The 17,534-nt window shown below is 37.5% G+C and carries 23 protein-coding genes; 17 read left to right on the forward strand and 6 right to left on the reverse strand.

Translation table 11 applies throughout. The features are described 5' to 3' along the window. The coding region (locus GPDM_RS07985) for a hypothetical protein (RefSeq protein ID WP_008430490.1) at positions 1–520 on the forward strand (520 nt) is incomplete at its 5' end. Positions 521–669: 149 nt separating this feature from the next. Here the strand turns inward: GPDM_RS07985 and GPDM_RS07990 are convergent. Further along, the gene (locus GPDM_RS07990) at positions 670–1,320 is read right to left on the reverse strand and encodes a peroxiredoxin-like family protein (RefSeq protein ID WP_008430492.1); all 651 of its coding nucleotides are present in this window, start codon (positions 1,318–1,320) and stop codon (positions 670–672) included. 71 nt (positions 1,321–1,391) lie between these two features. Beyond that, entirely contained in the window at positions 1,392–1,706 is a 315-nt protein-coding gene (gene trxA, locus GPDM_RS07995) for a thioredoxin (RefSeq protein WP_008430493.1), read from the reverse strand. A 114-nt stretch (positions 1,707–1,820) separates the two neighbouring features. Here trxA and GPDM_RS08000 point away from each other — a divergent pair, with 114 nt between their 5' ends. The 4 genes from GPDM_RS08000 (at position 1,821) to GPDM_RS08015 (ending at position 5,121) form a co-directional block, all read left to right on the forward strand. Next, positions 1,821–2,381 (forward strand): CGNR zinc finger domain-containing protein, encoded by a 561-nt coding sequence (locus GPDM_RS08000; RefSeq protein ID WP_008430495.1) that lies wholly within the window; start codon positions 1,821–1,823, stop codon positions 2,379–2,381. Positions 2,382–2,558: 177 nt separating this feature from the next. After that, positions 2,559–3,299 carry a metal ABC transporter ATP-binding protein gene (locus tag GPDM_RS08005; protein WP_008430496.1) on the forward strand — a complete coding sequence of 247 codons (741 nt, stop codon included), beginning with the start codon at positions 2,559–2,561 and terminating at the stop codon, positions 3,297–3,299. Between the two features lie 2 nt (positions 3,300–3,301). Continuing rightward, positions 3,302–4,159 (forward strand): metal ABC transporter permease, encoded by an 858-nt coding sequence (locus tag GPDM_RS08010; protein WP_008430497.1) that lies wholly within the window; start codon positions 3,302–3,304, stop codon positions 4,157–4,159. Between the two features lie 23 nt (positions 4,160–4,182). Further along, positions 4,183–5,121, forward strand: a complete 939-nt coding sequence (locus GPDM_RS08015; RefSeq protein ID WP_008430498.1) for a metal ABC transporter substrate-binding protein — start codon at positions 4,183–4,185, stop codon at positions 5,119–5,121. Between the two features lie 102 nt (positions 5,122–5,223). On the opposite strand, the gene GPDM_RS08020 is transcribed toward GPDM_RS08015, so the two are convergent. Continuing rightward, positions 5,224–5,724, reverse strand: a complete 501-nt coding sequence (locus GPDM_RS08020) for a YusW family protein (protein ID WP_008430500.1) — start codon at positions 5,722–5,724, stop codon at positions 5,224–5,226. Positions 5,725–5,987: 263 nt separating this feature from the next. On the opposite strand from GPDM_RS08020, the gene GPDM_RS16635 reads away from it, so the two are divergent. The 3 genes from GPDM_RS16635 (at position 5,988) to GPDM_RS08030 (ending at position 8,646) form a co-directional block, all read left to right on the forward strand. Continuing rightward, positions 5,988–6,149 (forward strand): hypothetical protein, encoded by a 162-nt coding sequence (locus tag GPDM_RS16635; protein WP_008430502.1) that lies wholly within the window; start codon positions 5,988–5,990, stop codon positions 6,147–6,149. Positions 6,150–6,252: 103 nt separating this feature from the next. Further along, a complete protein-coding gene (gene cls, locus GPDM_RS08025) occupies positions 6,253–7,770 on the forward strand; it encodes a cardiolipin synthase (protein ID WP_407918605.1) in 1,518 nt (505 codons plus the stop codon). A 168-nt stretch (positions 7,771–7,938) separates the two neighbouring features. After that, positions 7,939–8,646, forward strand: a complete 708-nt coding sequence (locus GPDM_RS08030; RefSeq protein ID WP_008430506.1) for a DNA alkylation repair protein — start codon at positions 7,939–7,941, stop codon at positions 8,644–8,646. A gap of 20 nt (positions 8,647–8,666) precedes the next feature. On the opposite strand, the gene GPDM_RS08035 is transcribed toward GPDM_RS08030, so the two are convergent. After that, positions 8,667–8,855, reverse strand: a complete 189-nt coding sequence (locus tag GPDM_RS08035) for a hypothetical protein (protein ID WP_008430507.1) — start codon at positions 8,853–8,855, stop codon at positions 8,667–8,669. A 308-nt stretch (positions 8,856–9,163) separates the two neighbouring features. Between GPDM_RS08035 and GPDM_RS08040 the strand changes: the two genes are divergently transcribed. From GPDM_RS08040 to GPDM_RS08070, 7 genes are all read left to right on the forward strand, one after another. After that, positions 9,164–9,379: a hypothetical protein gene (locus GPDM_RS08040; RefSeq protein ID WP_008430508.1), complete on the forward strand. Its 216-nt coding sequence runs from the start codon at positions 9,164–9,166 to the stop codon at positions 9,377–9,379. Positions 9,380–9,556: 177 nt separating this feature from the next. Next, on the forward strand, positions 9,557–10,939 hold the full coding sequence (locus tag GPDM_RS08045) for a M1 family metallopeptidase (protein ID WP_008430509.1): 1,383 nt from the start codon (positions 9,557–9,559) through the stop codon (positions 10,937–10,939). Positions 10,940–11,080: 141 nt separating this feature from the next. Beyond that, the gene (locus GPDM_RS08050; RefSeq protein ID WP_008430510.1) at positions 11,081–11,560 is read left to right on the forward strand and encodes a hypothetical protein; all 480 of its coding nucleotides are present in this window, start codon (positions 11,081–11,083) and stop codon (positions 11,558–11,560) included. Positions 11,561–11,736: 176 nt separating this feature from the next. Continuing rightward, the gene (locus GPDM_RS08055) at positions 11,737–12,147 is read left to right on the forward strand and encodes an NUDIX hydrolase (RefSeq protein ID WP_008430511.1); all 411 of its coding nucleotides are present in this window, start codon (positions 11,737–11,739) and stop codon (positions 12,145–12,147) included. Between the two features lie 15 nt (positions 12,148–12,162). Continuing rightward, complete coding sequence (locus GPDM_RS08060; protein WP_008430512.1) at positions 12,163–12,567, forward strand: HIT family protein; 405 nt, start codon at positions 12,163–12,165, stop codon at positions 12,565–12,567. A gap of 196 nt (positions 12,568–12,763) precedes the next feature. Further along, positions 12,764–14,011 carry an MFS transporter gene (locus tag GPDM_RS08065; protein ID WP_008430514.1) on the forward strand — a complete coding sequence of 416 codons (1,248 nt, stop codon included), beginning with the start codon at positions 12,764–12,766 and terminating at the stop codon, positions 14,009–14,011. Positions 14,012–14,069: 58 nt separating this feature from the next. Continuing rightward, entirely contained in the window at positions 14,070–14,528 is a 459-nt protein-coding gene (locus GPDM_RS08070) for a GNAT family N-acetyltransferase (RefSeq protein ID WP_008430515.1), read from the forward strand. A 493-nt stretch (positions 14,529–15,021) separates the two neighbouring features. On the opposite strand, the gene GPDM_RS08075 is transcribed toward GPDM_RS08070, so the two are convergent. Beyond that, complete coding sequence (locus GPDM_RS08075) at positions 15,022–15,822, reverse strand: TIGR00266 family protein (RefSeq protein ID WP_008430517.1); 801 nt, start codon at positions 15,820–15,822, stop codon at positions 15,022–15,024. Between the two features lie 111 nt (positions 15,823–15,933). Here GPDM_RS08075 and GPDM_RS08080 point away from each other — a divergent pair, with 111 nt between their 5' ends. Both GPDM_RS08080 and GPDM_RS08085 read left to right on the forward strand, forming a co-directional pair. Continuing rightward, complete coding sequence (locus tag GPDM_RS08080; protein ID WP_008430518.1) at positions 15,934–16,449, forward strand: cupin domain-containing protein; 516 nt, start codon at positions 15,934–15,936, stop codon at positions 16,447–16,449. A 49-nt stretch (positions 16,450–16,498) separates the two neighbouring features. Continuing rightward, positions 16,499–16,747: a hypothetical protein gene (locus GPDM_RS08085; RefSeq protein WP_008430520.1), complete on the forward strand. Its 249-nt coding sequence runs from the start codon at positions 16,499–16,501 to the stop codon at positions 16,745–16,747. 52 nt (positions 16,748–16,799) lie between these two features. On the opposite strand, the gene GPDM_RS08090 is transcribed toward GPDM_RS08085, so the two are convergent. Then, positions 16,800–17,444, reverse strand: a complete 645-nt coding sequence (locus tag GPDM_RS08090; protein ID WP_008430521.1) for an SDR family oxidoreductase — start codon at positions 17,442–17,444, stop codon at positions 16,800–16,802. Positions 17,445–17,534 lie beyond the last annotated feature (90 nt).

Below are 17,534 nucleotides of genomic sequence, written 5' to 3' on the forward strand. Positions count from 1 at the left end.
ATCCGTATACGGTGAAGAAGCCGGTGCACAATTTGAAGAAACATGGAAGTCACACATTGGCTACTTTGTGGATTACGTAACAGCAACAGGTGAAGGCAACAAAGAAGGGCAAGAACAAGCCCGTGCTGAGTTGGATCAGTATATCTTAGACCAAGCGGCATTCTTAGACGCAGCAACTGAAGGACGCGTACCAGCCGATGCACTTGAAGAAGGCTTAACAGCCCACGTTGGACAATTACTAGGCGCATTTGATTCATACGTAGCCGGCGACTTTGACGCAGCGTACAGCTCAATTCGCGAAGCGTATGCACATATGCAAATGCCAGCAGCAGGCTTGTCTGCAGCAATCGTGGATCAATTCCCAGATCAATTTAGCGCAACGGAAATGCCATCTGAAATGCCGAAAACAGGCATGGGCGGCATGGCTGACCAAAACTCATTCCCAATCTTATGGGTTCTTGTAGGCTTGATGTTAGCTGCATTGACAACCGTAGTAGCGGTTCGTACACGTAAACAATAATAGCTACTATCTTTAGAGTATAGAGAAAAGGGTGTTGGAATGATTTTATTCCAACACCCTTTTTATGTGTAAATATAGATTATTATTTCGAATAAAAAAGCGCCATTCTAAACGTATTAACGACGTTTAGAATGGCGCTTTTGGCTAACTTATTTCATTTTTTTTAGTTCATCTACAACTGTAGAAGGTTCTACACGGTCTCTATAATCTGATTTCGTGTAGCCATATGCTATTGTTCCATTTGTATCAATAATATATGTTGCAGATACAGGAAGTTTCCATGAATCTTCGCCATTATATTGATCAACATTTAAACCGCTACTTTTATAAATTTCTACCAAGTATTCAGGTAATTGGTAAACCAAGTTAAATTGGTTCGCTACTTCATTGTTTTCATCACTTAAAACGATGTATTCTAATTCATGCTTTTCTTGAATTGACATTGATTGATCCGGTGTTTGTGGGCTAATGGCAATCAATTCAGCATTTTGTCCGTGAATTTCCCCAATAACTTGTTGGTAAGCACGTAGTTCCATATTGCAGTAAGGGCACCAGTTCCCACGATAAAACGTTAGTACGACAGGTCCTTGTTTTAACTGTTCGTATAATTCAACGGTTTCGCCTGTAGCATTGGGTAAGTTAAAGTTTGGCGCTTTCTCGCCTGTTTTTAATCCCTTGCCTTGGTCAGAGGATTCTAATTCGTCAATTGCATTTTGCATCTTTTCTTGCGCTTCAACAGGCTTGTTTTTCTTAAAGTTTTCGATATATTCCTGAATTTCTTCTCTCATGTTTGTAGTCATTAATAAAAACTCCTTTTCAAAATAAAATAGTTTACTTTAGTTTCATATTAATTTATGAGTGCATTTTTAATTTAAATATGTTTTTGAGCAGTCGCAAGAATTTCTTCTTTTGGTTGGAAGCCTACAGTTTGCTCCATCAATTCGCCATCTTTAAAGAAAAGAAGTGTTGGAATGCTCATAACACCAAATTTTTGTGCAGTTTCTTGGTTGTCATCGATATCTACTTGGATCACGCTTATGTTGTTGTGCTGATCTTCATTTATTTCTTGTAACGCAGGAGCAATCATTTTGCAGGGAGCACACCATGCTGCACCAAGTTCTGCAATTACAAAACCTTCTTTCGTTTCATCGACAAATGTTGAATCTGTAACGTCTTTAATAGACATAGTATCTCTCCTTTTAATTGGTTTCTAACCGTTTGAATAAATCAAGTGGTTAGAAACAAACTTTACGATATGTTATGATGGAAGTCAATCATTCAGTCTTAAGGAGAAATGATCATGACAATAACCAATGAAAATTATTATTCATATGTAAGTGACTATTTATTTATAAATTTTTTAAATACGATTAATATCAAAAAGATAGCGGTAACAGATTTCCTGGAAGAAGAAAATGGATTAGAAGATTGGCTATCGTATATGGCGAAACAAGGCATCTTGAATTCACAACAAGTAGAGCAACTTGAAATGTCTCCGATTGATGCGAAGAAGATGAAAGCGTTTCGTGAGGAGTGGAGAAATTACTTTGAGAGATCAGAAGAATCACAATATGCATTTGACTCATTAGCAATGTATACAAAACATACGCCTTTGTCTTTCGATTCTTCACTTAAACCGATTCCAAGTAAAGGCGGCACAGAAGGGCTACTTGCCATCCTTTCGTTTGAAATGCTTCAAGCTTTTCAAAGTGGTATTTTTGAAAAACTAAAAAAATGTGATAGTTCCGTTTGCTATGCATTTTTTATAAATACGAGTGGTAAACGCAAATGGTGCTCAATGGAAGTTTGCGGAAATCGTGAAAAAGCGAAAAGGCATTACGCTAAAAAGTTAGATTCATAAATAGTTAAAAAAGACAAAGCGCTATTTAAAACGCTTTGTCTTTTTTTATATGCAAATATACAGAAGTGTGCAAAATCTTTTCTATTTACAATCCTTCAGTAACAGTATAAACTAAAGAAAAGTTTCCTTAAGGAAAGACATTTTAAAATAGAAAATAAATGGCGGAGGGGAAGTAACATGATTTCTGCAATTAAATTACAAAATGTTCACGTCTCCTATTACGGTAGAACCGCAATTGAGGGAATAGACTTAACACTCGAACAAGGTAAAGTTCTTGGTATTATTGGTCCTAACGGTGCTGGGAAATCTACTCTACTAAAAGCAATGTTAAACCTTGTTTCAATCGATAAAGGCAATATTGAAATATTGGGGGAAACCTTAAAAGAAAACCGAAAGAAAATAGCTTATGTGCCACAACGTAATGAGTATGATTGGGATTTTCCAATTCATGTTCTTGACGCTGTATTAATCGGTACTTATCCGAATTTGGGCATTTTCAAGCGGCCGAAGAAAAAAGAAAAAGAGTGGGCTTATGAATGTTTGAAAAAAGTAGGCATGGAAGAATTTGCTCATCGTCAAATTGGCGAATTATCCGGAGGTCAGCAGCAACGCGTCTTTCTTGCTCGAGCACTTGCTCAAAAAGCAGATCTTTTCTTTTTGGATGAACCATTTGTTGGGATTGATGTATCGAGTGAAGAAATGATCGTTAAATTATTAAAAGATTTACGAGATCAAGGAAAAACAGTAGTTGTGGTTCATCACGATTTAAGTAAAGCAAATGAGTATTTTGATGAATTGCTTCTATTGAATAAACAGGTAATACAATTTGGGAATCCTAAACAAGTTTTACGACCTGAAGTTATGCGAAAAGCATATGAAAGTGAATTATCTTTTTTGTATGAAGTTGGGGTGAACTAATTATGGCTTTTATCGAAGGGCTTATTGAATACGACTTTTTGCAAAAAGCTTTACTTACCTCGATTATGGTAGGAATCATTTGTGGAGTCATCGGTTGTTTTATCATTTTAAGAGGCATGGCTTTAATGGGTGACGCGATTTCCCATGCGGTTTTACCAGGAGTGGCAATTTCTTATGCAATTGGCATCAATTTCTTTTTTGGTGCAGTATTTACAGGCGTATTAACCGCAATTGGGATCGGCTTTGTTAGTCAAAACAGTCGGATCAAACAAGATACGGCAATTGGTATTATGTTTTCTGCAGCATTTGCGTTAGGGGTAATCCTTATTACGGTTCTTGAAAGCAGTACCGATTTGTATCATATTTTGTTTGGTAATGTATTGGCAGTAAGACCATCAGATATGTGGATTACGCTCGGCATAGGGCTAACTGTTTTAGTTTCTGTTTTTGTTTTTTACAAAGAACTTCTTGTAACGTCGTTTGATGAGACGATGGCAGAAGTTTATGGCCTTCCAGTGAGATTGATTCATTACTTTTTAATGACACTTCTGACGATGGTGACAGTAGCTTCGCTTCAAACAGTCGGAATTATATTAGTAGTGGCGATGCTAATAACACCTGCTGCAACAGCATATTTACTGACGGATCGCCTATCAACAATGATTTTCATATCGGCAACTATTGGGGTGAGTGCAGCTATAATCGGCTTGTACTTTAGTTTCTCATACAATTTAGCGTCAGGGGCTACGATTGTCTTGGCTGCGACAACGCTGTTCTTTTTAGCATTTGTTTTCTCACCAAAGCAAGGCATGTTATGGCGGAAATTAAATGCTAGAAAAAAAAGAGCAGCAACTAATTAATTTTTTCAAAAGGGAGAGTACTTATGTTAAAAAAGAACAAATTTTTCATCATTAGTATCGTCCTTCTGTTTTTACTGGCAGGATGTTCAAGCACCGAAAGTGACAATAGCGATGCAAGCGATGGGAAATTACAAGTAGTAACAACGTATTCGATTCTATACGACATTGTAAAAAATGTTGGTGGAGATCAAATTGAACTTCATAGTTTAGCGCCAATTGGCTCTAATCCTCATGAATATGAAACATTGCCATTAGATGTTCAAAAAGCTACAGATGCGGATATCGTTTTTTATAACGGTTTAAATTTAGAAGCAGGTAATTCGTGGTTTGAGAAGTTAATGAATACTGCTGGGAAATCAGGAGATTCAGCACCTGTCTATAAGATGAGCGAAGGCGTAGAGCCGATGTATTTAACCACTGAAGGAAAAGAAGGCGAAGAAGATCCGCATGCTTGGTTAGATGTTCAAAATGGTATTAAATATGCAGAAAATGCACGAGATGCCTTTATAGAAGTTGACCCAGACCATAAAGGTGAATACGAAAAAAATGCACAAGCTTATATTAGTGAGTTAGAAGCACTTCATCAAAAGGCCATCGATCAATATAGCAAAATTCCAAAAGAAAAACGGATTTTTGTAACGAGTGAAGGGGCATTTAAATACTTTAGTAAAGCTTATGATTTTCAAGCTGAGTATATTTGGGAAATCAATCAAGAAAATCAAGGTACACCGTCACAAATTACGCAAGTACTTTATTTGATCGATGAAAAGCAAATTCAAGGCTTGTTTTTAGAAACAAGTGTTGACCCACGCAGCATGGAAATGGTGGCAAGAGAAACGGGAATAGACATTAAAGGGAAAGTCTTTACTGATTCAATTGGGAAACCGGGCGAAGATGGCGATACGTATATCAAAATGATGGAATGGAATATTGATACGATTTACAAAGGGTTGACGGAGTAAAGAATAAAGTTAAAATATAAATTTATAAACAAAAAAGCCGGTTTAAAACCGGCTTTTTTTATATAGTAAATACCTAATCAACCTAATATACTTTGTAGCAAGCTAGTTTCCTGAAGCTTCATATTCTTTATCGGTTCCGTCAGCATAAGTTACATCAATCTTTAAGGATTCATAATCCGGTGCAATATCGAATACTTCCGTAACTTTACTAATAACATCTTCATCAGACATATCCGGGGTCAACTCGAGATGAGCTAAAAAAGGTTCGATTTTATCAAATGCATTATTACCTGACAGCATTTCTTCAGTAGAGGAATCTTCATATTCAGCCTCTACTAGATCACGGTCTTCTTCATAAGAAATTTCTAATTTCTCTTCTGGATCCGTGTATTCAACTTCTAACTCAAACTCGGTAAAGCCATAAACTTCACCGCCAATATTTTCATCTTCAAGCCCTCCACCAGGATTAGCATCTTCAACCCCTTCGTAATCCACAGCATCTTCTGTAACGGTATCTGTTACTTGGTCATCATTGCCACAAGCCCCTAAAGAAAATACAGCGGAGAAAAGAAGGCCTGTTGCAATTGCATTTTTTCTGATCATTCGTTTCTCATCCTTTCTTTTTTCGATTATTAATGGTGTTTCCCGAATTTGAAAAAATTATGCTTTTAAGTGGAAATGGATATATTTAATGACAAACCCAAAAATAGTCATGTGAACAATAAAGTAGCAAGAGTTGGAACAGATACGTTTTTTATGAGTCCAAGCGGGTAAGTGAATAACAAGGCTCATAAAAATCCAGACGAACTGGAGAGATTTGAATGAGGACATCACAGGTCTTAGTAAAATAAGGATTTACTTTTACATTGTCTCTTGGTTTTCTGGCTGCTTGTAATGGAGGAGAAGAGCTAGAAGATGCGATTGAAGAAGATATGATAGAACCTGTTGGTGAATTAGAAGAAGAAATAGAAAATCAAGGCGTGGAAGATGCAGTAGAAGATGAAGACGTTCAAGTAGATAAAGAGTAAGATGTGATGCTACGCTTGCATCTGGAAGAATAGATGTTCTAAGTTGAAAAAGTAATTTCCTTTATTTACTTGGGTGAAAATAGTAGTACGAACCAACAATGGTTTGTTCTACTATTTTTTCACTATTTATAAAGAAAGTATACAAGTCAGAGTTCGAGGAGGGATCCCGATTTCATTCGAATGGTTTAGCACAGTAAGCAACATTTTTGTTGTGATCAACGTAATGTTGGCTGTTTTTATTTTATTTTTTGAACGAAAAGCAGCATCGTCCGCATGGGCGTGGATTTTAATATTATTTTTTCTACCAATCGTTGGTTTCGTTTTATATTTGCTATTCGGTAAATCGTTACGACCAAAAAGGTTAAATAGTGCAGCTGCCTATGACAATAAAAAATTTAAAGAAAATCAAACACGTCAATTAAACGAAATAAAAGAAGGTGATTTTCATCCTTCTTCAAAGAATGTAGACAAGTGGTTGGATCTTATCCAAATGAATTTGTCTAGAACAGATGCCCCACTGTCAACAGCTACAGACATTCAAATTTTTAACGATGGCACTAAAAAATTTGATGCGTTGTTTGAAGATGTTCGTATGGCAAAAGAACACATTCACCTGCAGTATTTTATCTTAAATAACGACGATTTAGGTCGTCGGCTAGTTGGTTTGTTAACTGAAAAAGCCAAACAAGGCGTAAATGTACGATTTTTATACGATGATCTAGGTTCCAAAAATTTGCCTAACGATTTTTTTGATGAGTTTCAGAGTAATGGAGGAATAGCAGTTCCATTTTTACCAGCACTGATGTCAAGCATTAATCCGAGGCTGAATCACCGAAATCACCGTAAATTAGTAGTGGTGGATGGTTCGATTGGTTATATCGGTGGATTTAACGTTGGTGATGAATATTTGGGTAAGAAGGAATTTGGCTATTGGCGAGATACTCACCTCCGTCTTGAAGGTAGTATTATTCATTCGCTTCAAAATCGATTTTTCATCGACTGGAATCAAGCAACTAAGAAATTTCCGTTGAAGTTTGCTGAAAGTTTTTTTCCTATTAAGGATGAAGAAACAGGCACGGCAATGCAAGTGGTTGCTAGCGGTCCTTTAGAAACACATGAAGACATTAAAAATGGCTATTTGAAATTGATTTATCATGCTCGAAAAAGTATTTATTTACAAACACCTTATTTTATACCAGACAAGTCGATTATGGATGCCTTAAAAACAGCGGCACTAGGTGGTGTTGATGTTCAAATTATGATTCCGCATCAAGCAGACCATGTATTTGTTCATTCAGCTACACTATCGTTTGTGCGTGAATTGCTTCGGGAGGGCGTCAAAGTATACAGCTATAAAAATGGCTTTTTGCATGCCAAGACATTAATCGTTGATGGAGAATCTTACTCAGTAGGATCGGCAAATATGGACATTCGCAGTTTTACATTAAATTTTGAAGTGAATGCATTTGTATACGATGAACAGTCAGCGCAAGAAATGGAGAATTTATTCTTCCGAGATAAGGAGCTTTCCGTTGAATTAACGGAAGAAACATTCAAGAATCAATCGTGGATCGAAAAAGTTAAACAAGATGTGGCGAAGTTAGTGTCGCCAATTTTATAAGGTGAACGGGAATAATAGAGGGAGAGGCTATTTTATGGTCTCTTCCTTTATTGCTTTTACTAGGGGAACGAGAAGAAATATATTTTGTTTAGAGGAGTTTGTTGCTAATAAGGGAATTATAAAAGAGTGGAATAGAATCCAAAGCTCTACTAGAAAGAAGGGGAATCGATGAATAGCGAAACCGTAATGCAAGAACTTGAGGCATTAGGAAAAGAGCGAACGAAAAAAAATTATTTATCAAACGGTGCTTGGGAACCTTTATTTGGTGTAACGACAGGCAGTATGAAGCCAATCGCGAAGAAAATAAAAATAGATCAAGAGCTGGCAGAACAATTGTATGCAACAGGCAACTACGATGCGATGTATTTTGCAGGGATTATCGCAGATCCAAAAGCTATGACCGCTGAGGACTTTAATCGCTGGATCGAGGACGCGTATTTTTATATGATCGCTGATTTTGTCGTTGCGGTAACTTTGTCAGAGTCTGATATTGCACAAGAAGTAGCCGATCAATGGATTGCGAGCGGAGAAGAATTGAAAATGTCGGCGGGATGGAGCTGTTATTGTTGGCTGCTGGGAAATCGTTCAGACGAAGAATTTTCCAGAAGTAAAATTTCAGCCATGCTTGATGCTGTGGAAAAGAACATACACGGTTCACCGTCACGCACGAAATCGTCGATGAATAATTTTTTATACACGGTTGGAATTTCTTTTCAACCATTAAATGATAAAGCAATCGAAGTTTCAAAAAGAGTCGGGATTGTAGAAATTGAACGGGCTAATAAAAAAAATAGCCGTTTAAATGCCTATGAAAGCATTCAAACGGCTATGGAAAAAGGCAGATTGGGGTTTAAGCGAAAATATGTTAGGTGTTAAAAAGCTAATTTATTAAAGGGTTAGCTTTTTTCCTCTTTTTCAGAAACCTCCGCCATTAAAGCTGCAAGCAATTGAGCTTCTTGTTTTTCTTTTAATCTCAAATGAGCTTCTGTATAACTCGGATTAATCGAGCCGCTTCCAAGTCCTTCATTAATCATTTGATCTATGGCATTAAACCGCTCCAGAGCTGTTTGATGTTGTTCACTCATTTTTGGTCCCTCCTTATTCATATTTTAAGTGCAAAAAGAATGGAAAATTCAGTTGGACCGACCATTTATTCCGATTAAGTAGCTAATCTATTCTTTATTCATTATATCATATTTTTATAATTTTCCGATAAAATTAACAAGCTGATTTTAGATTTTTATCCAGATAAAAAATCAAAACATCACGAATTCTTCAATTTATATCACTGCGCGTGTTATACTAAAGAACTTAGGGCAGATATAAGTTTGCTCTTTAGTGAACGGATGCCAAAAAGCCTCCGCTTACCGTTAGTATATGGAGGTGTAACAAAATGAACAAACGATGGACAATTAAAGAAATTAAAGCATTTGTTGAAAAAAATTCAGAAAGCAAACTATTGTCGACTGAATATCACGGGTTTTCTCAAAAATTGCTCTTTAAATGCGCATGTGGGAATAACTTCGAAAAAACGTTCACAAAATTCAACACAAAAAACCAACGTAAATGTGACGTATGCCAACCACCAAAACCGCCACGTGGCGAATAATGAACGACTAAAGCACTGATTTCTTTTTGAAATCAGTGCTTTTTTATTTGATGTAATAGTGCTTATAAAATATCTATGGGAAAAGTCAATAAATTGTATATACCAAGTAAAAGAATAAATGGTAAAGTTTAATAACTATTAAACTCATTTAGTAAATTAAATTATAGGAGATGGGCTATGAAACAAAAAGTAGTAGTAACGATTGTAGTCATAAGCGTATTGATCGTTGGCGTTGTAGCAGCGTTAGTATTTCTTGGCAAAGACGAAACCGTTGTGTTGGAAAAGTATGTGGAAACAACCAATGCAGTTTACGACATTTCGATTAATATGGATAAGGAAAACGACTTTCAAGTGCACACAGCGATTGATGTGACAAACGATTCAACAGATGCTTGGGCAGATATCGGATTTTATTTGGTTCCCAATGCGATGAATGCTGAAGAGACAAAGTCTTATGAAGATGATAGAGCACAAATTGAGGTTACTTCCATAACAGTTGATGGAAAAGAAGTATCTTATACTTTGGAGAACAATAAATTGCTAGTCGAACTGGAAACACCATTAGAATCTGGCTCTTTAGCAAATGTAGTGATCGATTATTCAATGACCTTGCCACAAAACGGTATGCGCTTGTCTCAAGTAGATGATAACTATTACTTGGCTCATTGGTACCCTATGCTCGCGCTATATCAAAACGGCTGGGATATTAATGATTATGATGCAAAAGGAGAGTCTTATAATACAGATTATGGGGACTTTACCGTAAGTTATGAGTTGCCTAAAGATTATTTAGTTGCGAGTTCTGGAGATGATGGCCCTATTAAAGCAGCATCGAACGGCACTGTAAAAGGAGAAAACATTAAAGATTTTTACATGGCCATTATGGATCCTGATGAATGGGAATATGAAACTATTCAAGCTAATGACACTAAGCTGAATGTGTTTACCCGCGCTACACAAAATATATTAGAAGAAACTTCTTCACTCGCAGTTGACGCGTATCTCTATTTTGAAGTGGAAATTGGTGATAATCCATTTACAGAGCTTGATATTATTGCAAACGATGGCTATATGGAATATCCGAATATTATTGAAGTAGCTTCAGATGGAGAATCTCAAGAAATGGTTCTCGTTCATGAAATTGCTCATCAATGGTTTTATTATTTAGTGACAAACGATCCATATTATGAATCTTGGTTAGATGAGGGTTTAACCGAATTTAGTAGTTCGCTGTTTATAAGCGATTACTATGACGATGATAAGTATGGATTTTGGGGTGCTTCTACAGCGGAACAATATTCCCGTCCAGAAAAATATGTGAATTTGCCGCTATCCAAGTTTACGGACGAATCGTATTATTCTACGATTTACGGCAAAGTTCCGATGGTGTTAAAAGAATATTTTGATGAGCACGGTGGCAGAGATGGAGCACTTTTGTTCTTGTCCGCTTATTACAAGGAATTTCAATTCAAGCAAGTAAATACGCAAGAGTTTAAGACTTTTTTTGAAGAGTATTTTGAAGGCGACCAAAGTAAGTTTTTGAATAGCTGGCTGAAGTGAAATTGTGATTAGAGTAGAAGCTGTATTTGCAGCTTCTTTTTTTATGCATTTTACTTGTTGGGTAAATTTTAAAGGATTTATTTAGGAAATGGTGAATAGTACCATATAGCTTATCAGTTTACTCGACGGGAGCGATTCACTGTGAATAAAATATTGATGGCATTATACGGGGTATCCGTCATTTTAACATTCGCTGTTTTTTACTGGATGAATTATTTGACTGCTCCGGTTCTTAACAATGATTACCGGGGTGGAAATGGCAACCCCGCTTTGTTTTTCCCTGTAGTTCTTATGCCCTTTCTATTTTATTTTCTTTATGGAACTGTAGAGTTGTCGATGCGATTGGCAGAAAGATGGCTTAGTCGAAAAAAGATCATTATTATGATTTCGTTGAGTTTGATTTACGTAATAGTCGTAACTTTACGGACCATTCATGCAGCTGATCGCTTTCGTACTTATATCGTGGAGACGAAAGATGCCTATAGCGATCCAACAGAATTTGCATTGCTAAACGTATTTTCAAATCATTTATTCTTCAATCCATTGACGTTCTTTGGAGTAGTTGGAATTTGTTTTATCGCAGGAGCGGGATGGAGTTTGAAGAAAAGGGCGAGGTTGTAGAGTTGTGGGGTGGAGGGATTACTGGTTTTGCAAATAAACTAGTAGTTTTTGCAAACAAAGTGGTGTTTTGCGCAAACAAATAGAGTGTTCCTGCAAACAAAATAGATTAATGCGCAAACAACGCCTCGCATCCCGCAAAAAACTGCAGCAACTAGCATTTCCAAAGGAGTGTTCAAATGACTAAAGCTAGAAAATCTTGGATTGGAGCGGCCGGTGTTGTCGTGTTGGACAACAAAATCTTGATGGTTAAAGAAAAAGCGACAAAAAGATGGAGTGTGCCGTCAGGCGAAATTGAAAACGGAGAAACTGTGGAACAAGCGTGTGTAAGAGAAATACAAGAAGAGACAGGGTTTAGTGTATCAGTGGAAAAGCCATTCATACCAAAAATATGGTTATCGGAAATTTCAATGTACCAACTTATTATTTTTATTGCACAATTAGTACTGGAGAAATCATGTATACAGACCCAGATGACGAAATTGAAGAAATCGCTTGGCAAAACTACGACGATCTCTTATCAATTGAACATGATTATCCCGAAGACTTTGAATTGCTTTTGTCATTCGTCACTGCACCAAATTATATAGAAGAGGGGAACAAGCATGTCTTATGAAACCAATTGTCCTTTTTGTAATCCAACAAAAGACCACAATCAAAAAATTATAGTTGAAAATAAAAGCTGTTATTTTCTCCAACATGACAAGCAACAAGATGTCCTAGAAGGCAGTGGAGTGATTGTGCCGAAGCAGCATCGTGCAACAACGTTCGATTTAACAAAAGACGAGTGGAATGATACATATGAGTTATTGCAAAAAGCGAAAGAATACTTAGATCGAATCTATGCCCCAGATGGCTATACACTTGGGTGGAATGTGGGCGAAGCTTCGAACCAGTCGATTCGGCATAGCCACCTTCATGTCATTCCGCGTTATCAAGATGAACCTTTAGCGGGGAAAGGATTGCTTCATTGGTTAAAGCAACCCGAGAACAAACGGGTGAGAAAATAAGGGCACATTTCTGTTTTGCAAACAAACTAGTGTTTGCCGCAAACAAATAACGACTTAGCGCAAACAATGGGGTGAATGCCGCAAATAACCAAGTCTATTGCGCAAACAAACCATGAATTCCCGCAAACAAACTCAACTTTCTTTTAGTTGCAACCACTAAACACACGAAAGTTTGGAACCTGAGGGGGGATCTTGCTTGAAACTAACATCAAAAGAGTGGAAAGTACCAGCGATTTTGTTAGGATCTCTAGGAATCGCTAGTATTGGAGACTTTATCTATCTCGTAGCCATCAACATCATTGTTTATCAAATGACAGGATCTGCCGCCGCGGTTGCTGGACTATGGGTGATTAGCCCATTAACGAATATAGTCACAAAGTTTTGGACGGGAAGTTTTATCGATTACCGGAGTAAAAAGAAAATCGTAATGGTGACGTATATGTTACGAGCAGTTTTAATTGCATTAATTCCTTTTGCTTCAAGTCTATTTGTGGTTTATGCAATCCTCGTTTTGCTTAGTATTGCTAAGGCGTTTTTTGGTCCAGCCTCAATGACTTATATCACGATGCTAGTCCCACCGGAAAAGCGGAAGCGATTTAATTCGCTAAGGTCGTTTACTTCTTCCGGTGCATTTATTATCGGACCTGCAATTGGTGGCACACTTATATTTCTAACAAACATAACCGTCACTTTATGGTCCAATGCGGCGTTTTTCTTAATCGCTGCATTCTTGTTGTCTTTATTGCCAGAAACTGAAAAAATCGCACAGGAAGAAATACCGGCACTGACTTTTTCACAAGTGGGTAAAGATTTCCAAGTTGTTCTTGACTTTATGACAGATAAAAAATATGTGTCCGCTATTTACTTCGGCTTTTTGGGCGTCATGCTGTTCTCATTTGCGATGGATGTTCAGGAAGTGGTTTTTACTCAACAAGTAATTGGCTTGAGTGAAATAGACTACAGCTTACTTATAAGTATTACGGGAATTGGTTCGGTGAGTGGTGCGTTACTGCTAACGTTGCTTTCAAATAAAATCTCGATCCGCTCGATGATTGTCATTGGTATGCTAATGATGTCGGGAGGATACGTTATTTATGCATTTTCTTGGTCGTTCGTATCGGTTACTGTAGGCTTTCTTATTCTTGGATTTTTTAATGTGTTTTTAAATGCCGGCATTGCGACGTTTTACCAAAACAATATTCCGGTTTCGGTAATGGGCAGAGTAACGAGCGTATTTCAATTGATACAAAGTGTTTTTCAAATTCTATTCATCTTGGCGATCGGTTTTCTAGCAGACCTTATTTCGTTGAAACTAACGATTGTATCACTCGCTGTCATTATGATGATCACGGCAATTGTTTATTCACTTGCTGTTTTGAACCCGAAATATTCAGGATGGTATGAGGAAGAAACCCAAGAGCTGAAAAAAGCTCGTATGATTTAAAATAAAATAGGATTTGCATGGAAAAAATATTATGCCAACAAAAGGATGGAAGTAGAAGATGAAAATAGAAACTGAGCGATTAACATTAATGCCATGTGATAGTGGTTTAATTAAAATAATGGAAAAACAAGGTTACGACAATGGTCCTCAATCGCTTAATCATATAAACGAGCTATCGAAAGACCCGACTTTATATGGATGGGGGAGTTGGTTAGTTATGCGGAAATCAGATGGCCTAATTGTTGGAGATGCTGGATTCAAGGGCGCGCCGAATTCAAATAAGGAAGTGGAAATCGGTTACGGGTTTCTTGAATCTTGTTGGCATATGGGGTATGCGACCGAAGCTGTTGAAAGCCTTGTAACGTGGGCATTTAATTTATCTGTGGTAGAGAGAATCATTGCAGAAACAAAGGTAGAAAATATCGGATCAATCCGGGTACTGCAAAAAGTAGGAATGAACCAACTAGAGAAAAAAGGCGATATGCTTTATTGGGAATTACGTAAAGTAGATAAATAGAATGATAACGGCATAACAGTTTTACTCAAACCACTCTTAAAACCGTCTTTCTAATGAAAAACGGTTTTTTATTGTGAAAAATTATAGCTTTTCCAGTACTCGATCAATATTTTTCCATTCATAAATTAGTTCGTTTACTACTCTTTTATCAAACTGGAATTGTACTGTTCTAATCAATTGAGCTCTGTAATATTCGTAGAAAAATCGTGTAATGTCACTTCTATTTTAAAAAAACATAGCATAAATACTGAGAATTGGTCGTTTTGCAAACAAACTAGTGTTTGCCGCAAACAAATAACGACTTAGCGCAAACAACTAGAGCTAATCTGCAAGCAACCAAACCTATCCCGCAAACAAACACCATTTTCCAGCAAACAACCTCAATTATCTTCTAAAAAGAATCATTATTTTTCCAAATAGAACTAGTAAAGACGCCTTTAATCCGAAAAGGGATAAAAGACGTCTATATTTCATTACCTAATTCATTTAAATATTATCTTCCACCCAGTAAATCAAACAATCCACCTGCGGCACTGCCTTCACCTTTTGAACGTCCAACGGGGTTTTGAGGAGCTGCTGCAAATACGCGACTTGCTAAACGACTAAATGGCATTGACTGAATCCACACGCTACCAGGGCCGCGCAATGTCGCAAAGAACAAGCCTTCGCCACCAAACAAAGCGGTTTTAATGCCAGGCACTGCTTCAATATTATAGTCAACATCACCAGTCATAGCGACTAAACAACCTGTATCCACGCGCAGCACTTCACCTTTTTGAAGATTTTTGCGGTAAATCGTACCACCGGCGTGAACAAATGCTAAGCCATCGCCTTCAAGTTTTTGCATAATAAATCCTTCGCCACCAAAAAAGCCCGCGCCGATTTTACGTTGAAATTCGATGCCGATTGAAACCCCTTTAGCAGCTGCTAAAAAAGCGTCTTTTTGGCAAATGATTTTGCCGTTTAATGTGCTTAAATCCATAGGAATAATTTTTCCTGGATAAGGAGCAGCAAAAGAAACATGACGTTTGCCTGTTCCGTTGTTTGTGAAAGTCGTCATAAACAAACTCTCACCGGTAATAATTCGCTTACCTGCGCCCATTAGTTTGCCCATCAAACCACTACCGCCCGAACTTTGAGAACCGTCTCCAAATATGGTCTCCATTACAATGCCATCTTCCATCATCATTAATGCGCCGGCCTCTGCAATGACTGTTTCTGCAGGATCTAGTTCCACTTCGACAAATTGCATATCGTCCCCGTGCAGCTTGTAGTCTATTTCATGATTGTTCATTTGGACTCCTCCTTTTTTTCTCATAGAATTTCTGTTATATAATAAATACGTCTTGAGCGATAGAAAGTTTCAAAATATTGTGTAGGAAAAAACGGATAGGAGATGGGATAGATGAATGCACAAGAACGGATTACGCGTCTTGATATGACGGCACATCCCGAAGGTGGGTATTACAAACAATCATTTGTATCACCAGAAAAAGTTACAACAGCAAGTCATCCGCAAGAACGCAACTTATACACGAGTATTTATTTTTTACTTCAGTCACATGACATTTCGCATTTTCATCGTTTAAAATCAGATGAACTTTGGTATTTTCATGCGGGCGAAGCTGTGACGGTACACATACTCGACGAAAATGGAAGTTACCGCGCAGAAAAGCTTGGTTTAGATATCGCAGCTGGTGAACGACCGCAAGTTTTAGTAGAAAAGGGCAGTATATTTGGTTCGACAGTAGATGCAGAAGCGACATTTTCATTAGTCGGCTGTATGGTATCACCAGGCTTTGATTTTGCTGATTTTGAGTTGATGGTGCAATCAGAATTATTAGAACGTTTTCCTAAACACGAAGAAATCATTAAAAAGATGACCTATAAAAAACTCCCGGGCACTCTATCGAATAGTTAAGATAAATGCTAGACTTACAGTAGACAAAGCAAAAGGGTGAGGGAGAAAAATGGGGAGTCTTTTATTGGTATTAATCATTGCTGTAGCAATTTTTGTCGGCATTGCGTCAAAAAAGTTTTACAACAAACCGTATATTGTGAATTTTGGTATCGCTGTCATGATGGCATTACTTGTTATTCAAACATTTATGATGACACCAATTAGTACACTTGGTTACACCGCAATCGTTATTTGTTCAATAGCGTTTGTATTCCAATTGGTTATGGGCTTCAAAAACTTAAAAACAGTAACGCAGTAATTAAGAAAAGGCTTTTGATCGCTGATCAGAAGCCTTTTTTGTATAAGGAGAACTAAAGTTGGTTAAGTGCCGTCTCGATTTCGCGATCACCTGAAACAACTGCAAAAGTTTTATTATAAACATGTTCATTGTCTAACGAATGGAACAAAACGTGTGCTACATCTTCTCGTGAAATCTCACCAGAATCTAAATCCTCTACTGCCAAAACTTTATCGGTAGCAGGTTCGTTCGTTAAGATACCCGGGCGGATAATGGTATAAACCAAACCGCTCGCTCGTAAAATATTATCAGCATGATGCTTAGCCACATAGTAATGGGCCATATCTTCTTTCCACATTGCCCGCTTGTCAGCATTTATCGCGCTAATCATAAGGAAGCGTTCGGTTCCTGTGCGTTCAGCAGCTTCAATAGTTTTGGCAGCCCCATCCAAATCAATTAACAATGTTTTGTCTGCACCAGTGTTGCCGCCACTGCCGGCTGCAAACACTACCGCATCGCAACCTGTCATTGCTTCTGTGATTTCTTCAACGCTACCTTCTAAGCTAGTTAAAACCGTTTCCACACCTAAACTATTAAAGAAACTCACTTGCTCTTCTTTGCAGATCATTGCTTTTGGTGTGTGTTTGTCACTGCTTGCAAGCATCTTCACGAAATGTCTTCCGATTTGTCCGTTGGCACCAACAACTAAAACTTTCATCTACAAAACCCCCTTGTTATTTTCGCTTTATCTCCATCATATACACTCCAAAGACTATTTCAAGTAGAGCTTCTGTTTGTTTGTTCTGAA

Origin of the sequence: Planococcus donghaensis MPA1U2 (assembly GCF_000189395.1) — a bacterium.
Classification (GTDB): Bacteria; Bacillota; Bacilli; order Bacillales_A; family Planococcaceae; genus Planococcus; species Planococcus donghaensis_B.

Coding starts and splice junctions, on each gene's coding strand:
- GPDM_RS08085 (WP_008430520.1), top strand. CDS start 16,499: ATGGGGAGTCTTTTATTGGTATTAATCATTGCTGTAGCAATTTTTGTC.
- GPDM_RS08080 (WP_008430518.1), top strand. CDS start 15,934: ATGAATGCACAAGAACGGATTACGCGTCTTGATATGACGGCACATCCC.
- GPDM_RS08060 (WP_008430512.1), top strand. CDS start 12,163: ATGTCTTATGAAACCAATTGTCCTTTTTGTAATCCAACAAAAGACCAC.
- GPDM_RS08000 (WP_008430495.1), top strand. CDS start 1,821: ATGACAATAACCAATGAAAATTATTATTCATATGTAAGTGACTATTTA.
- GPDM_RS08030 (WP_008430506.1), top strand. CDS start 7,939: ATGAATAGCGAAACCGTAATGCAAGAACTTGAGGCATTAGGAAAAGAG.
- GPDM_RS08020 (WP_008430500.1), bottom strand. CDS start 5,724: ATGATCAGAAAAAATGCAATTGCAACAGGCCTTCTTTTCTCCGCTGTA.
- trxA (WP_008430493.1), bottom strand. CDS start 1,706: ATGTCTATTAAAGACGTTACAGATTCAACATTTGTCGATGAAACGAAA.
- GPDM_RS08055 (WP_008430511.1), top strand. CDS start 11,737: ATGACTAAAGCTAGAAAATCTTGGATTGGAGCGGCCGGTGTTGTCGTG.
- GPDM_RS08090 (WP_008430521.1), bottom strand. CDS start 17,444: ATGAAAGTTTTAGTTGTTGGTGCCAACGGACAAATCGGAAGACATTTC.
- GPDM_RS08075 (WP_008430517.1), bottom strand. CDS start 15,822: ATGAACAATCATGAAATAGACTACAAGCTGCACGGGGACGATATGCAA.
- GPDM_RS08015 (WP_008430498.1), top strand. CDS start 4,183: ATGTTAAAAAAGAACAAATTTTTCATCATTAGTATCGTCCTTCTGTTT.
- GPDM_RS08035 (WP_008430507.1), bottom strand. CDS start 8,855: ATGAGTGAACAACATCAAACAGCTCTGGAGCGGTTTAATGCCATAGAT.
- GPDM_RS08045 (WP_008430509.1), top strand. CDS start 9,557: ATGAAACAAAAAGTAGTAGTAACGATTGTAGTCATAAGCGTATTGATC.
- GPDM_RS07990 (WP_008430492.1), bottom strand. CDS start 1,320: ATGACTACAAACATGAGAGAAGAAATTCAGGAATATATCGAAAACTTT.
- GPDM_RS08070 (WP_008430515.1), top strand. CDS start 14,070: ATGAAAATAGAAACTGAGCGATTAACATTAATGCCATGTGATAGTGGT.
- GPDM_RS08010 (WP_008430497.1), top strand. CDS start 3,302: ATGGCTTTTATCGAAGGGCTTATTGAATACGACTTTTTGCAAAAAGCT.
- GPDM_RS08040 (WP_008430508.1), top strand. CDS start 9,164: ATGAACAAACGATGGACAATTAAAGAAATTAAAGCATTTGTTGAAAAA.
- GPDM_RS08005 (WP_008430496.1), top strand. CDS start 2,559: ATGATTTCTGCAATTAAATTACAAAATGTTCACGTCTCCTATTACGGT.